We start from the raw sequence: 16849 nt of genomic DNA, 5'->3' as shown, positions 1-16849 counted from the left end.
AGTAATTACACATTAAACAGCTTAGATGAAAATAATAATTGTAGGCGCAACAGGCACACTGGGCAAAAAAGTAGCCGAAGCTTTTACGCAAAAACACGAGATCATCCGTGTAGGAAATACCAAGGGTGATGTCCAGGTTGACATTACCAATGAAACATCGATTAAAAATATGTTCGAGCAGATTGGTGCTTTCGATGCCCTGATCAGTACGAGCGGTAAAGCTCCCTTTGCGCCTTTAAATCAGATGACGGGTGAGGTATTTAAGCGTGGCTTATTGGATAAATTATTGGGACAGATTAACCTGGTGCTTATCGGTCAGCATTATATCACTAAAGGTGGTTCATTCACATTAACTTCCGGGATATTGGCCGAAAATCCGGTCGCTTCAGGATCAGCATTGAGCACCACAAATGGAGGTTTAAATGCATTTGTTTTGGCTGCAGCTCCAGAACTTGAAAATGGCGTTCGTATAAATGCCATTAGCCCTAATGTGGTTGAAGATTCTCCTGCATATTTCGATTCTTTTCCCGGGGAAATTCCGGTTAGCATGGAAAAAGTGGTTAAAGCTTATGAGAAAAGTGTACTGGGCATCATATCAGGCCAGGTAATAAAGGTTTATTAATGACATTAGGTATTTCGAAAAAACAAGACGTTTTTTTATAAAAGCTTATTGTAAAATTTAGCTTATTCAAAACCCAAAGTTTTATATTATCCTATATAACAACTCAAGCATGATAGAAACCGAACGCCTCATTTTAAAACCATTAACGCACGATCAGCTTTTAAAATATATCAAAGATGATCACTCTTTAGAACAAGAATTTGGCCTTCTACCAACCAAAAAAAACATTTCTCCTTCACTTCAGGAAGCTTTGGAACAAACAATTTTACCTAACGTTTTCGATAAGGACAAAGATTATCTCTACCATACTTTATGGACCATCATATCCAAACCAGACCATAGAATGGTAGGTGATATTTGTTTTGTTGGCGAACCAGATCCAAATGGCGAAATTGAAATAGGGTATGGCACTTATGAGGAATTTAGAGGCAAGGGCTTTATGACTGAAGCTGTTGGCCGATTAATAGAATGGGCCAGGGAGCAACCTAAAGTGAAATCGGTTTATGCAACCACGACTAAAGACAATGTGGCCTCTTATTCCATTTTAGAAAAAAACAACTTTATCCATATTGGAGAAGTAGACGATATGTTAAGCTGGAAAATTGAGTTGAATAATGTGCAGGCAAGGATTAATGTTGTCACCGAGACAGGGAAAACCACGGAATAGAATACGATTTACCGAAAGGACAGATTGCCAATATAGAAATCATCCTCTTACGATCGTCATGCTGAATTTATTTCAGGATCTGATTAGAACAACATTCTTCCCGTCAATCTGAATTTGAAATTCCATCTTTGGAATCTAGACCTTCGTGGATTTGAAATCCACAAAACAGTGCGACGAGATTACAAATCTCGACGAACAAAATATCGTTGATGCACCTTGCAATACGCTACAGCACAATCTCAAACAAACTTAAACTGATTCCTTCATAGTGTTTCGGCAACCCTTCGGTTTTTTCCATATTTACTTCACCAACATAATCAAAACCACAACCCGTGTAATATTCGAGCAGTTTTTTATTATCGGCCCAGGTGTCCATTCTGATAAATTTAATGTTATTATTTGCGGCGTAATCTTTAGCCCATTTGATAATTTCCTTCACGAAAGAATAACCCCTAAATTCAGAATGGGTTACAATCCTATGGATATAAATCGCTTCGTGATCCCGCTCTCCCCAAATTAATTGGTCGTTAAATGTAACGGCAAATACACAGGCTACCTCTCCATCTACAAGAATTTTATATTGGCGTTGTTCATCAATTTCTGTTTGCACCATTTCTCTGCTAAAGCCCTGCCAGTGCTTGTTAAACACTTTCTTTTGATGTTCAATAGCCATATCATAAAAATCGAAAATGGTATTGATGTCAGCTGACTGGCTGTTTTGTACTTGTAATTGCATGAAGCAAAAGTAAGGGTATTTTCTGACCAGTAATAAGGAGAATCGTCCTTTCAACTGGAGCGCAGCGAAATGGAGACATCTTTAAATCCAGATAGTTGGGATTTGCAATCCCGTCTTTGAAGTTTAGACTTTGGCGGATTTAAAATCCACAGCGCATTACGACGAGATTACAAATCCCGATAAACAAAAAAAGTATCTGCTATCATTCTGAACGCAGTGAAGAATCCCTAGCCTACAAAAAACTGCCATCCAAACTGTAACACGTGAACGTTAGTGAATTCACTCAAGTACACTTTAAACAACAGACAGATTCTTCACTGCGTTCAGAATGACATAAATAGCAAAAAAAACAGGGCTGCTTCTTTAAGAAACAGCCCTGTTTTTAATTATGGAAATTCGGACCTTAAGCCTTATACCTTCAAGCCCTCAACCTTAACTTATTTCTGTCTGAAATAAATCTGGATCGGTGCGCCAGAAAAATCGAAGTTTTCTCTCAACTTATTCTCGATGAAACGTTTATATGGATCTTTAATGTACTGTGGCAAGTTGCAGAAAAAGGCAAACATTGGCGAAGTAGCATTAATCTGGGTGATATATTTAATCTTAATGTGTTTTCCTTTTAATGCCGGTGGCGGGAATTTCTCAATCAGCGGCAACATTACATCATTCAATTTAGATGTAGGAATTTTCTTGCTACGGTTTTTATAAACTTCTAAAGCGGCTTCAATTGCTTTAAAAATACGTTGCTTATTTATTACGGAAGTGAAAACGATCGGCACATCGGTAAACGGGCGAATACGCTCATGAATCTGCTCTTCGAAAGCTTTCATCGTTTGTGTATTTTTTTCGATCAAATCCCATTTGTTAACCAGAATTACAATACCTTTTTTGTTTTTCTCGGCAAGGTGGAAAATATTAATATCCTGACTTTCAATTCCTTCTACGGCATCAATCATTAATACCACAACATCAGCTTCTTCTAAAGCTTTAATGGTGCGCATTACCGAATAAAACTCTAGGTTTTCTTTAACCTTTGTTTTTTTCCGTAATCCGGCAGTATCGATCAGCATAAACTCATGACCGAACTGGTTATAATGGATTTTAATTGAATCGCGGGTGGTACCTGCATTTGCAGTAACGATATTACGTTCTTTGCCAATTAATGCATTAACTAAAGATGATTTACCCACATTAGGACGACCTGCGATGGTAATTTTAGGCAGTTGATTTTCTTCTTCAGGAATATCTTCGAAATTTTTAACAACCTCATCCAACAACTCTCCTGTTCCGGAACCCGTCATTGATGATAATGCATATACTTCGCCTAATCCGAAACCATAAAAAGTATGGATTTCGTTATATAAAGCGGTATTGTCTACCTTATTTGCACAAACATAAACGGGCTTATTACTTCTGCGCAATACCTGGGCAATATCATCATCTAAATCGGTAATACCAGTAGTTACATCAACCATAAAGATTAATACACTGGCTTCCTCGATGGCAATCATTACCTGCTCGCGGATTGCCGCTTCGTAAACATCTTCTGAGTTGGCTACATAACCACCAGTATCAATTACGGTAAATTGTCTGTCGGTCCACTCACCTACTCCATAATGCCTGTCGCGGGTTACGCCGCTGATATCATCTACAATGGCCTTACGGCTTTCTGTTAATCTGTTAAAAAGGGTGCTCTTGCCTACGTTTGGCCTGCCTACGATGGCTATAATATTACTCATGGGTGTTCTTTTGATAGTTAATGGCTTATAGTTAATGGTCGTGGTGTTTAGGCAAGCTGCTCAAACTATTTGGCTATCAGCCATTGACTATCAACTACTAACCGATTCATTTCGGGCTGCAAAGGTACGGTTAATTATCGTAACCAAAGCTTTTTAAGTAATTCTTTTTACTTCTCCAGTCTGGAATTACCTTCACAAACATTTCTAAGAAAACCTTATTATCTAAAAACTTCTCGATTTCTAAACGAGCCTCGGTACCAACCTTTTTTAGCATACTCCCACCAGTACCGATTAAAATATTTTTTTGCGAATCGCGTTCGACCACAATTTCTGCAGTAATCCGGATCAAAGCACCTTTGCCATTTTTCATTTCCTCTTCTTTAAAACTCTTTACAATTACCTCGGTACTGTAAGGAATTTCTTTCTGATAATTAAGGAAGATTTTTTCGCGAATAATCTCCGAAACAAAGAAACGTTCTGAACGATCGGTTAAATCTTCTTTATCATAATATGGTGGATGTTCTGGCAGCATTTCGAGCACGCGATCCAATAATCCGTCAACATTGTGTTTATGTAAAGCCGAAATTGCATAAATAGCAATCGGATTTAACTTCTCCTGCCAGTAAGTAATCTTCTCATCAACCTGTTCTTGTAATGCTTTATCGATTTTATTGATGAGTACAATGGTAGGAATATTACGGTTCAGAATTTTTTCCATAACGTCTTCCTCATCGTGCTCTTCGTTGATATCGGTTACGAATAAAAGTACGTCGGCATCGGTCAAAGATCCGTTTACAAAGCTCATCATACTCTCTTGTAAACTGTATTTTGGCTTAATTATACCCGGTGTATCAGAGAAAACGATCTGATATTCTTCTTCATTTACGATCCCTAAAATGCGATGCCTTGTGGTTTGTGCCTTAGGAGTGATAATGCTAAGTCGCTCGCCTACAAGCACATTCATGAGGGTAGATTTACCTACATTTGGTTTACCTATTATACTAACAAAACCTGCTTTATGCGCCATTAAAATATTTTTTAAAAAAAATTTGCAGCACAAAGAAACGAATTATATCTTTGCATTCCAATTCGGAAACAGAGTTAAGGATTTAATTCAAAGAAAAAACGAGTTGTATAGAGTGCGGGGTGGAGCAGTTGGTAGCTCGTCGGGCTCATAACCCGAAGGTCGCACGTTCGAGTCGTGTCCCCGCTACCAAGAAGTTGGGAGTTGAGAGTTTTAAGTTAGGAGTTTCTCCAAACTAAAGACTCCAAAGTCAAAACTCAGATTAATGGCCCGTTCGTCTAGGGGTGAGGACGCCAGATTTTCATTCTGGAAACAGGGGTTCGATTCCCCTACGGGCTACACTTATTACATCAAAACATTTTAAAAAGGCTGTAAATCATAGATTTGCAGCCTTTTTAACTTTACAGGCATACTAAAAAGCATAATTGGTTCACAAAAGAAGATTTTGCGGACAGTTGCGTGGCACCAAAGAATGGATTTCAGTGCAAATTAAAAGTTCCGGCCAGCTGAGATTTTACACCTAACAGCAATACAAAAAACAATTGCAGATAAGCTTCATAAACATATTAAGATAAAAACACGCCGCATATACCGTCATGAATAAAATTTGCTTTTTCTTAAATCTTTATGGAAATATCAGGGGCACGAAACAATAATGTTTCATGCCCCTGAAGGTAGTATCCGGCATTTTGTGGCCTAAGCAATAAGCCGTACTACCAGTTAAAATTGGTGAAAGGTAGTGATACTTTTAGCAGGAAGTGTATACGTAAATGCATTACCTGAAACAGCAACTGATCCTATCGAAGACATGTTTTCATTACTCGATGTGCGATGAATATTCAGCGAAGAAACACCATTAACATTAGCAACCGAAAAAGACTGGCTTACAGCCGTAGTACCTGTATTAACAGCCACAATTACCAATCCGCCTCCCCGATAGGCTGTTAAATAAATGTTAGGGGTAGGATTATAGGTACAGGCAATTCTTTGTTTTCCTGGTCTTATCCATTTGGCAAACTGACCACCGGTGTAGCCTGCTTTGTAAATTGTACCACTTTGATTAACCAGGTTAACGCTTGCATCATTATCATTAACCCACCAAAAGTAGTAAGCACTAAATTGGTTGTTCATACAATCATTAATGTTTTTAGCTAAAACTAAACAGTTATCCATATTGTCACGGCTATCGGCAACATAGTATTCTGTCATCCAAATGCGTTTTCCTTTATTAAGTGCATTTTGGTGCACATAATTACCACCTCCGTAAAGATGTCCGGAAACATAAGAAATTTTAGCCACAGCGGTTGCATCGTTCAATGTTGGGTCAGTATAGGTATCATTAAAATTAATAGCATCAGCACAAACAATGGGTTTGCCAATATTTGATCCGCCAGCTTTAATAATATCACGTATCTGGGTTCCATTCAAATTGCCATCTTCCGAAGAGCCATCAGGCTCATTCTTTATAGACACAAAATCACATTTTATAGCTGAAGCAGCACTACCCAGCCAATTGCAGAAATTAACATACTGATTAGATGGAATAGTATTGCCCGACCGGTAAGCAGTAGGTATTTTCCAGGGGCAGCCTAATACTCTAGCGCCCCGGGCATGTGCCGCAGCGGCATTGTTCGTTTCATCTGTCCATGCATTATCCTGGTCGAAACGAACCCTTAACAAAGAAAAGCCCAGTGTATTATAAAGTGCATCATTTTTAGCTGTAGTAAGCGTACCACACCACGCACTGGAAAAGCCAAGCCCATCAATGGTTTGATAATAGGTATTACCATCAATAGTTGCCCCCCCTTTTAACTGTGGTTCAATACTCTCTTCAATCTGCTTTTTTTCTTTATTTTCTTCAATTTGCTGTTTTTCTTTTGCACAGCCTTGTAGTAAAAATAGCGTAATAGCGATAACACAAATTTTAAATTTCATGATTGTTTGTTTTAGGTTTTTTAAAGGTAGATAGTCACTTATTTTGAAAAATTCTCTAAAGGTTACTTACTTGAATGCCCTCCTTTCTTTTAGTGTGTGCAATTTGGTTGAATAAAATATATTTTGATATTTCTGCCTGGCTATCATTGGTAAATGATGTATGTGAATATGTGTAATGATTCATAACCTATTTTATTTGAGATTACCAGCCTTTTAAAGGTTTTGGCTAAAATATCTTGGATTAAGCTTATACAATAATTCACTAACGCTATAACTGTAAATGTTTCCTTTTATTTCGTTACAATTCCCAAAAGGTCTTTTTAGCATTGATTATTGAAAATGTTTCCTACCTATGTATTTCTCTCGTAGCTTGTTAGCTGATTTTATGCAATTGTTAAATCTGCGTTATCATTATAAAACGTTGTCTTATGCCAAACTATAAAGGACAGTTTTCAAATGCTGCATAATTTTACCACTTTATAAAAAAATAAGTTTAGGCATTTCTCTCAGAAGTATGTTCCAATAATAATTTACACTATATGTAATATTAAAATATAAATAATACATATTTATATTTCAACCAATTAAAACAAATACTATATATTTCTTAGCTGTAAAACTGGGCACATTTAAACTTAAAGCATATATTTTTAACTAATACTTGTAATTACGAATATTCATAATCATCACCAAATCAATTGAATGCATCTAAAAGCCAAATTAACTATTGATTAGCAGTTCAAATGTATTGGCTTATCATTTTAGTATATGGCAATTTTTATTAAATTTTCAGTTCAAATGTTCAATAACTATCAACTCCAATCATCAGCATTTACATAAATACAAACATTTATAAGTTAGCTATATCTGCATTATTAATTACACAAAAATTAATTCACTATATATACCAGCATTGTTTAATGCCATTATAACTAAGGCTTACATCAGGAACGCTTTGCAGGAGATGTGAAATCAAAATTATTCCGATGAGATTAAGATTGATGATCAATTGAGACATGCAAGCTCTTTCCTTTATCCCCACTTACAAGAGCAATACAAAAGTCAGCTGCAGCAAAAATAATCCACTACAAATCAAGCAGATAATTTAAAAATTCAATAAAAATTTATGAAGCCTTTTGAAAAGCAAAAATATTATATACCTTTGCACTCCTTCAAACAAAGAAAATTTGAAGCTATAGAGTGCGGGGTGGAGCAGTTGGTAGCTCGTCGGGCTCATAACCCGAAGGTCGCACGTTCGAGTCGTGTCCCCGCTACCAAAGAGTTGAAAGACACTCTAATTATTTAATGGCCCGTTCGTCTAGGGGTGAGGACGCCAGATTTTCATTCTGGAAACAGGGGTTCGATTCCCCTACGGGCTACAAAATTCAATATCAAATGATGTTAAAAACCTGCAAATCAAACATTTGCAGGTTTTTTTTTATTTTAGATTATCAAAACACATTTTATGGGATTTTAGGCATAAAAAAAGTTCAATAACCATCCGCTAATTTTTATTTTTTCTCCTTCTATTCGCTACTTAATTACAGGCCATCAATAGTGTAGAATTTTACCCTTCATGCACTGAAAGATCCTGACTGTTTCCACGTCTTTTTGATATTAGAGACATCATAATTTTATTAACTTAGAAGAAAACATGCACTCATGACTTCAGTTATCTCTTTGGCGGCCCTAAAGCAAATAATAGGGGACAATAATTCCTTAGTAACCTTATTAGGTTTTAATCACCCAAATGATGGCGGAGGGGGACAGTTTTACTACGATAATAGTTCGACAATAAATCCTAATGATGGTACCATTATTAAACCCGAAGCCATCACTGTGGGAAGATGGATTAGATTATATTCTGGCCCATTAAATGCGAGGTGGTTTGGCGCTAAAGGCGACAATTCAGATGATACACATGCATTTGCAGCGTTAAGGCAAGTAACTTCAGATATTTACCTAGACAAGGGCCTATACCTGTTAAATAGTCCCATTGACCTACAAATGGCTACGATATGGTCAGAGCATTCTGCGGTAGTTAAAGCTAGACAAATAAAAATTGGTTCAGAGAATGTTAATGGTGAATATAGAAGCAGAATTGTGAATCTCTTACTTGATGGAACAGGTTTGGTATGTGCCGAAACTGGTGCCTTATATCTAAAAAATATTCACAAGTGCACACTTGATGATGTAAGAATTGAAAATTATACAACTCCAGGGTGTGGTTCTCCACTTTTAGTTTTTGGATCTTTTTTATGCCAGTTTAATAACCTTTCGGTACAAGGAAATCTCTATGGTGCGACGTTTAAAAAATGGATTAATGCTGTAAAGGTTATTCAAGGTACTTTTGCAAATAATACAAATTTTGGTCTATTTGTTCATGGTGCCATTAAACTATCATTAGATACGTGTGATTTTGAAAGTAATTCAGGTGATGGACTCACAATCAGCAACGAAAACAGTGCCGATTATGGTGATACACGAGGTGTGTCGATAAGAGATTGCTATTTTGAATATAATGCTGGATGTGATATCCGGGTTGGCATAACTGGTACAGCAGACAATTATTTAATCAAAAAAACAATCATAGAGAATAACTTCTTTCTTGGCAATGGCGCTAATTATCCATCATATGCAATTAGACTTGAGCATAGCGAAGATGCCGAAATTGTAAATAACGATTTTAATGGACAATATACCAAATTGATTTACTTAGGCGCGAATAGTTTGGCTACTACTATAATCCCATTCTATGCGGATCAAGTGGAAGTGGTAAGCGGTGCTACTGTTTCTTCAAGGACAGTTCAGTCTGATAGTGTGCAAGTTAACACTAACTCTTCTGGGGATGCTACAGTTTATATCAGCTTTCATGTGCCTTATAATATTCAGATACCCCCTTTAAATATTTCCACTTTCTCTGCGGGCAACCCAGGCGTTTATTTAGGCAATTGCCAGGTAGAAGAGCTCTCTAATGCTGGATTTAGGCTTGTTTTAAAAGGTAGTGAAGCCAATATTTCGGTAAGTGTAAAATGGACTGCGGGAATTTAAGCCTTAGTTTTTGAGAATTGTTAGAATATAGATTAAAACGCTATACATATACCTCCTTACTAGTTAGCTAAAAAAAATCTATCATTGCCTCAAGAAAAAATAATTTTAATAATCAAAGATTTTTTTTAATTGAAATGGTAACATTCTCAATGCTCCAAAGCTGGAAATATTAAATCAACAAAATACAAGAATGGCCATTCAACGCTTAAATAGTGTTTTGTGCGGTTTTCGATTTTGACACCAATCGCCCACCATTTTTTTCGATATGTTTTAGCTGCAATTGCTATGGTTTAAATGTACGCTTTTGCGTTAAATGGTGCTTTTCTAAAATTAGCTGAAATCTTCAACAATTCTCCTAGGGAAAAATCACATTTTTTTTTAATAAAAAATTGATAATAAGCAATATAACAAATCCTATATGTAACAAAAAAATCTATTTTTAGCTAATTTCCCACGTACAAATAGTACACTTTTTTAATGGCATTTCGACATGACTGTATGCCTTAATGATTGCAGCACATGCGATGATCGGGTTAGCGTTGCAATACCAATAGACTTTTACCATATCTTTGGCAAGTTTTTCAATATGCAGATAATAATTACAATTCCCATTCTGAACTTGAAGTTAACTGAGCCGGTGGAGCTCACCTTGGATAGTTTTAAACTGTTTGATTGCATGAATGTTGACGGAATTTCTTTCAGCAGCAATTTTATGCAACAGTTTGGAATGTCTTCAATGCCGAAAATTTCTTCCAGTCATTTACTGAGATTTCAAGGCGATCCAAAAGAGGTAAGCTTTTTTAGTGATTGTAACACATTAGCTGAAATAGGGCATACGGCTTTAAATTTTGCTTCGTCTCTGTTCAACGCCCTTTGGTTTGTAAAGGACAATAGTGTCTATGCTCAGGAATGCTTTGTAGAACATTATGAAGGTATAGTTGGAACGGCTAGTTTCAAAAGCTTACATTGCAACAGGCATTTTCTTAGTCGCTACAATAGCGACCATAGCGGGAATTTTGCCACTACTATGGTCAGCATTTCAGATATGCTAAGGCTGATTAATATTGACAGGATCATAAAGATTAATTTGAAACTTGATCCATCCATTAAGCAACTGATACCTCGAACGCCTCGACTTTACGGCGTGATGACAGATGAACTGAATTTTCTCCCCTATACGTTAAACAGATATTTAAGAGCACTTATGGTGCTTGCTAAAGTACAATCTGAGGCCAGAGTAATATTAAAAATTGCTTTTCAAATGTCCCTTTATGAGGCGCTTTTTACTATAGGTAGAGAAAGGCTTACCGAACAGGTCACAGAGAAACCTGCCTTGTTCATTGGCGGGACTGAGAGTGAGGTGGACGATCACATCACTTTCTTCAAGAAAGCTTACGATATCAGATCTAAGTTTTTCCATGGTGATCGCATCAATAACGATCCTGCCGCGTTGGTGGAAATGAATAAAAGACTGGATCAATGCACGAGGATTATTTTCAATAAAGTACTTGACGATTTAATGATCTTCACATTATCCGATTCTAAAACAGATAAAAAGCGGTTTCGCCAGTTTTGGCATGATTTAGCAGGCTTTCACAATAGAGAAGTTAATTGGGAGCTTCCAAAAGTCACCGATTTAGGGAAATGCTGTAAAGCGCAATATGGTGGCAACTAGATTTTGAACAGACGTTATGCCTTTGGATGCTTTAGTCAATATTCCAGTTCTCAAACATGTTGAAAAATGGCTGAATAAAAATGAGTATTTGTTGAGATTGAATAAAAAGGCGATCACTGGTTGGATAAATAAATATTAATTGTGAGTAACTACAAATGCAATTAGAATTAAAAATTTATCCAACCGATTTAAGCGAAAGCCATTCGCAATCTATAAAAAAGACCTTACAATTTAAGGATCGCAAACGAAAAACATGATTTACGTTCTATTTGGAATGCTGCTGAATACCTAGTCAAAACAGGATGCTACTAGCAAATACTTCCTGTAAACTTTGCCAAATATTTAAACCAGTAAATAAAAGATGGGTAATCGAAAGAACATTTGCCTGGTTGACAATGATAGAAGACTTTACAGAAACTATGAACGGTTGATGGAATCATCTGAAAATATGGTTAAACTATCAGCCATAAAATTATTATTAAACAAAATTTAACAGGCTCTTAAAATAACAAACTTATAACACGAGTGTTTAAACTTTGAATTACCCTTCACAATTGAAAATAGTGAACCGCAAACATTACAGTGTGTGTTAATTTCATATACTATTGTTTTTTAAATATTTCGTCCATATGAAATTAAATCCCCAGATGAATAGCAATAACACCAGCATATCAAATAGAAAATTACTGGTATTAAAGCCCATATGAGCCAATCCAATATCAAAGGGATCTATTTTGCCTTCTGTGTATTTGTTAAACGTTAAAGGAAATCCTATTAAAGTAAAACCGTCTGATTCAGCTTCATATGTTGAGTATAAAAGAGTTGTTACGATTAAAACCGCAATAGCTAATAAAGTGGGTTTCGTATGTATGCTCAGAGATAAGGACTGTTCTACTAACATCAGCACTTTTTCATCGAAATTCAAATAGTTATATACAAATATTTTGTTGAAACTAGGTGTTCTAAATGAACCATTAGAATAAATGAAATTATGCTTGCCCCCCCTAATTAATTGATATTAATCTATTGTGCGGACTTTTCTGTAGATCACCTAAACTGGCTAATTGTGGAAAATCCCATTTACTTGTTTTTTCACTGCTTGCTTTACCGATTTCTTCTAATTCTTCAATCTTTTTTCAAGCTCTAGTGTGTAAGTGACCCTTAAGGCCATCTTTCCAATACTGAATTTAACCTTTGATTTTACAAGTATATTTCGCTAATTTCAGAAATCAAAAGATGTTAATATGAGCCAATTTATCTTCGTGGAGAATGTTCAACAGTTAAGAAATTTATCAGTTGAAAATATAGCCAGTCTGGAAAGCGGGCAATATTTAGGAGTAACCTTATTGGGTTATTACATAAAAGATGATACACCCTATCCAATAAATTACTTCTTAACTGATACATCCGAAGAAGACGACGGCGGTAGCGTTTTTAACATAGGAGGTATTAAGCTAAAGCATAATTTTGAAGGGCAAGTAGATGTTCAATATTTTGGAGCAGTTGCCAACGCGTTAGTGGATAATGCGGGTGCAATTACAAAGTGTATCGAAGTTTGTTTGTCAGTGTCTATCAGTAAATCTTATTACATAAGTGCAGATAATGATAATTCAGGAATCCAATTAAAGAGTAATAGCAAACTTGTTTTCAACCCTCTTGGGGAAATAATAGCACTTCCTTCATCATCTCCCAATTATCGATTACTAAATATTTATAACATAAGAAATGTGCGGATAGTAAATCCACGAATTGTGGGTGAGCGAGTCCATCATGTTGGAATCTCAGGAGAATGGGGCCATGGAATCTCGATAACAAATTCGGAAGATATTGTTATAGAAAATCCCGTAATTAGCAATTGTTGGGGCGATGGCATTTACATAGGAAATCAGTATTTGGATGCAACTTCGACAATTTCGACGAATAAAGTTACTATAAATAATGCTTTCATTGACAATGTCCGTAGGAACGGTATCTCCATTACATCAACAAAAAATGTAACATTAAATAACCCGAAAATATTCAATACCAATGGAGCTGCCCCCGAGGCTGGAATAGATATTGAACCAGAGGGATTGAATGGGATGCCGATTATAATCGATAACATAGTAATTAACGATCCGTTTACTTCCAACAATGCTGGGGCAGGTATCATGTTGTTTTTCACTAACGACGTTACTATAGAAAATAACCCTAATATTGATATTTCAATTTCAAAACATATCGATGACAGCAGTAAGCACGGTTTTTTCATACCTAATGTGCGCGATGGTTTAGTGGGAAGTATCAATTTACTAAATCCAGTCTGGCAAAATAATAAACAGGGTGCGTTGTTGATATCAAACTTTGGAAAGGAAGGAACGTTGACGCTCAATATTCTCAATCCAATATTGACGAATTGGAATACTTCACGCAGCGATTTTTTTTATTACAGGAATGGTATAAATATTATTAAAGAAGATCCGGTTAATGAGTATCGAAATATAGGAATCAATATTCACAATTTGACAATAAGAAAAACGGAGGTTGGAGATGATACAACGACCCCTATTGTAATAGATAGTACAAACCCAAATACAAAATCTATATATCTATCTATCTTAGATTCCGATGTAAAATATATACAGGCTAAAAAGGGATTAGTGCTTTCTGATATCAGAAATATTCTAAAAGGATTCCATTGGGAGACTTCGACGGCTGTCCAGATCGTAACCTATGGTAGATTTTACACGGTGTATACAAATCTTGGCTTGTCAAATAATCCCATATATTATATTAGAAATGAGCAGTACACGGAGGGGCAACGCATAAGCTTTCTCGTTGAAAGCAATAATTGGATGACAATAGTTTCTGATGCAAATAACATCTTACCAGATGTTGTTGGAGGAAACTTATCATCTAGAGAAATCGGAAGCAAATTAACACTTGAGTATCATAATAATTATTGGTTTATTGCCGAGCAAATTGGGCAATGGACTAATACAAAAAGAGCAAATGATATGCTTTTGATAACTCCCGAAGAACCTGTTGTGAATTTAAAAGATGATGTCATTTGGATAAATCCAACGAATAAAGAAATAAAGGTATATAAATCCGGTAGCTGGATTTAAGTTAATATTACAAATTAATCCATAATAACGAATAGTATGTCTCACATAATTTCTTATTTTAGTTTTGTTTTTCAAAAATAGTATTTTCCAAAAAATGAAAAGATCCGTATGCCACCTTAACAACCAGTCTCTCAAGTCAACACTAGAAATTAATCCCAATTTTTTCAAATAATTGGATAATATTTGAAATTTAATCTATATCTGCCAACAATTTAATAAAGTTAGGAGCCTCCGGTAAATTTACTATTAGCAGTACTTGCAGCCAAAATGTATACCAATCAGCGCATAAACTGTGGTTTAACCGGACTGATTAATCTGCAAAATATTGAAACACGCTTCCACTTACTTTCTAAATGCTAAATTCTTTCTAATACGACTGAGCGTTTCAGGCGCAATACCCAGGTAAGAGGCAATTAGGTTTTGTGGAATACGCTCAACAATCTTTGGATCTAATGCTAGCAGTTGCAAATATTTTTCTTCCGCAGTATGCGTAATTGAACTCATCAATCGCCTCTCTTTGGTTACCAGGCTATTTTGGTAAAGAATCCGATAATAACGATCCATAATCGGCACTTCAACAGTGATGGCATCGTAATCTACCCTAGAAATCAATAGCAGCTCTGATTCCTCAATCGCATCAATATTAAATACTGCTGGTTCGCTAGAAAGAAAGCTATTGAAATCAGATAGCCACCACCCTTCCCATCCAAAAACACTCATGTGTGCATCGCCCTTTTCATCAATATTGTAGGTGCGTAATAAACCCTTAGCTACAAATGCGAGGTATTTACACACATCTCCCTCTTGCAACAAATACTGGTGTTTCCTCAATCGCTTTTGAATAAAAAAAGTTTGTATGAGTTCTTTTTCTTTTTCTGTGAGCGAAACCTTTTCTTGAATGTGTTTAAAAAGAATATCGATCATTTAGCTATTTAGGAACAAAGATACTTTTTCCAAACATAAATCCCCTGTTTAGGAATAACCAAAATCTTGACTCAGATCAAGTTCATTATTTGACGCAGGTCAAGAGCCTTTATCGTGAGCATTCCTAATTTTAGGGCAAAATAATTTAATCACGATGAGTAAAATAGCATTAGTAGTTGGAGCCAGTGGTATTGCAGGAAGTAATCTGGCAGAAAAACTAATTTCCAAAGGCTGGGAAACTTATGGCCTTGCCCGTAACCACAATTTAGAAAATAAAAACCTCAAATCTGTTGCGGCCAATCTACTTGATTTGCATGGCTTAAAACAAGCATTAAAAGATGTTAAACCAACACATGTATATATTACTACCTGGATGCGTAACGATACCGAAGCAGAAAACATTCGGGTAAATAGCCTGATGGTCCGTAATCTTTTAGCTGCATTATCACACCATAATTCCGTTAAACATGTTTCTTTAGTAACCGGGCTTAAACATTATTTAGGCCCTTTTGAAGCTTATGCACAAGATGGTTTTCTTCCAGAAACACCTCTCAGGGAAGAACATCCACGCTTAGAATTGGAGAACTTTTACTATGCACAGGAAGATGAGGTTTATGCCGCGGCTAAAAGAGACGGTTTTACCTGGAGTATCCACAGACCACATACGGTGATTGGAAAGGCCGTCGGAAATGCGATGAACATGGGAACTACTTTAGCTGTGTATGCAAGTATCTGCAAAGAAACTGGTCGACCATTTATATGGCCAGGGTCAGCCGCACAATGGAATGGCTTATCAGATGTAACTGATGCACGTGTGCTAGCCGAACACCTGATTTGGGCTTCCACTACTGAGCAAGCGCAAAATGAAGCTTTCAACATTGTAAACGGTGATGTTTTTAGGTGGAGCCGTTTGTGGAACCGTTTAGCAAACTACTTTAATATAACACCGGTTGAGTTTAATGGGCCAATTCAATCGTTAGAAAAAGAAATGGCTAATGATGCTCAGGTTTGGTTAAAGATTGCTAAAAAATACAACCTAAAAGAGAAAGACTTAAGCCGGTTAGCAACAGCATGGCATACCGATCTTGATCTTGGCAGGCCAATCGAAGTGATGACCGATATGTCTAAAAGCCGTAAACTTGGCTTCACCGTTTTCCAAAACACAGAAGAAAGTTTTTATGATTTGTTTGAGCAATTGCGTCTGGCAAAGCTTATACCCTAAATTTTGATCATCAATAAAGAAACTCCGCCATTCAGAATTTAAAACCTAAAATTCCCATAAGGCTTCGAAAAAGCTAGTACAAACTCCCGTCCACGCTACGAAAGCCGCTTCTACCTGATGCGGCTTTTCTGTCCATTCATCGCAGAA

12 protein-coding genes and 4 tRNA genes are annotated in these 16849 nt (G+C 36.3%); 10 read left to right on the top strand and 6 right to left on the bottom strand.

Features of this window, described 5'->3' with window-relative positions:
- Positions 1-25 precede the first annotated feature (25 nt).
- Both ACUN24_RS06720 and ACUN24_RS06715 read left to right on the top strand, forming a co-directional pair.
- Positions 26-622: a short chain dehydrogenase gene (locus tag ACUN24_RS06720; RefSeq protein WP_445561801.1), complete on the top strand. Its 597-nt coding sequence runs from the start codon at positions 26-28 to the stop codon at positions 620-622.
- A 109-nt stretch (positions 623-731) separates the two neighbouring features.
- A complete protein-coding gene (locus ACUN24_RS06715; protein WP_445561800.1) occupies positions 732-1289 on the top strand; it encodes a GNAT family N-acetyltransferase in 558 nt (185 codons plus the stop codon).
- A 226-nt stretch (positions 1290-1515) separates the two neighbouring features.
- On the opposite strand, the gene ACUN24_RS06710 is transcribed toward ACUN24_RS06715, so the two are convergent.
- From ACUN24_RS06710 to era, 3 genes are all read right to left on the bottom strand, one after another.
- Positions 1516-2025, bottom strand: a complete 510-nt coding sequence (locus ACUN24_RS06710) for a GNAT family N-acetyltransferase (RefSeq protein WP_445561799.1) — start codon at positions 2023-2025, stop codon at positions 1516-1518.
- A gap of 437 nt (positions 2026-2462) precedes the next feature.
- Positions 2463-3764 (bottom strand): ribosome biogenesis GTPase Der, encoded by a 1302-nt coding sequence (der, locus tag ACUN24_RS06705; RefSeq protein WP_121284311.1) that lies wholly within the window; start codon positions 3762-3764, stop codon positions 2463-2465.
- 130 nt (positions 3765-3894) lie between these two features.
- Positions 3895-4791, bottom strand: coding sequence for a GTPase Era (era, locus tag ACUN24_RS06700; protein WP_445561798.1), 897 nt, complete (start codon positions 4789-4791; stop codon positions 3895-3897).
- Positions 4792-4904: 113 nt separating this feature from the next.
- Here era and ACUN24_RS06695 point away from each other — a divergent pair.
- Positions 4905-4980, top strand: a tRNA-Met gene (locus tag ACUN24_RS06695).
- Positions 4981-5055: 75 nt separating this feature from the next.
- Positions 5056-5127, top strand: a tRNA-Glu gene (locus ACUN24_RS06690).
- Between the two features lie 381 nt (positions 5128-5508).
- Here the strand turns inward: ACUN24_RS06690 and ACUN24_RS06685 are convergent.
- Positions 5509-6723, bottom strand: a complete 1215-nt coding sequence (locus ACUN24_RS06685; RefSeq protein WP_445561797.1) for a hypothetical protein — start codon at positions 6721-6723, stop codon at positions 5509-5511.
- A gap of 1201 nt (positions 6724-7924) precedes the next feature.
- Between ACUN24_RS06685 and ACUN24_RS06680 the strand changes: the two genes are divergently transcribed.
- The 4 genes from ACUN24_RS06680 (at position 7925) to ACUN24_RS06665 (ending at position 11449) form a co-directional block, all read left to right on the top strand.
- Positions 7925-8000, top strand: a tRNA-Met gene (locus ACUN24_RS06680).
- 30 nt (positions 8001-8030) lie between these two features.
- Positions 8031-8102 (top strand) — tRNA-Glu (locus ACUN24_RS06675).
- Between the two features lie 283 nt (positions 8103-8385).
- Positions 8386-9774: a right-handed parallel beta-helix repeat-containing protein gene (locus ACUN24_RS06670; protein ID WP_445561796.1), complete on the top strand. Its 1389-nt coding sequence runs from the start codon at positions 8386-8388 to the stop codon at positions 9772-9774.
- Between the two features lie 586 nt (positions 9775-10360).
- A complete protein-coding gene (locus tag ACUN24_RS06665; RefSeq protein WP_445561795.1) occupies positions 10361-11449 on the top strand; it encodes a hypothetical protein in 1089 nt (362 codons plus the stop codon).
- A gap of 595 nt (positions 11450-12044) precedes the next feature.
- Here the strand turns inward: ACUN24_RS06665 and ACUN24_RS06660 are convergent.
- Positions 12045-12374: a hypothetical protein gene (locus tag ACUN24_RS06660; protein ID WP_445561794.1), complete on the bottom strand. Its 330-nt coding sequence runs from the start codon at positions 12372-12374 to the stop codon at positions 12045-12047.
- A 319-nt stretch (positions 12375-12693) separates the two neighbouring features.
- On the opposite strand from ACUN24_RS06660, the gene ACUN24_RS06655 reads away from it, so the two are divergent.
- Positions 12694-14556, top strand: coding sequence for a right-handed parallel beta-helix repeat-containing protein (locus tag ACUN24_RS06655; RefSeq protein WP_445561793.1), 1863 nt, complete (start codon positions 12694-12696; stop codon positions 14554-14556).
- Between the two features lie 342 nt (positions 14557-14898).
- On the opposite strand, the gene ACUN24_RS06650 is transcribed toward ACUN24_RS06655, so the two are convergent.
- The gene (locus ACUN24_RS06650) at positions 14899-15480 is read right to left on the bottom strand and encodes a Crp/Fnr family transcriptional regulator (RefSeq protein ID WP_445561792.1); all 582 of its coding nucleotides are present in this window, start codon (positions 15478-15480) and stop codon (positions 14899-14901) included.
- Positions 15481-15634: 154 nt separating this feature from the next.
- On the opposite strand from ACUN24_RS06650, the gene ACUN24_RS06645 reads away from it, so the two are divergent.
- The gene (locus ACUN24_RS06645; protein WP_445561791.1) at positions 15635-16702 is read left to right on the top strand and encodes an SDR family oxidoreductase; all 1068 of its coding nucleotides are present in this window, start codon (positions 15635-15637) and stop codon (positions 16700-16702) included.
- Positions 16703-16849: the final 147 nt, after the last annotated feature.

It is taken from the genome of Pedobacter sp. WC2501 (assembly GCF_052682415.1).
This window is presented reverse-complemented; position numbering and strand designations above follow the sequence as displayed.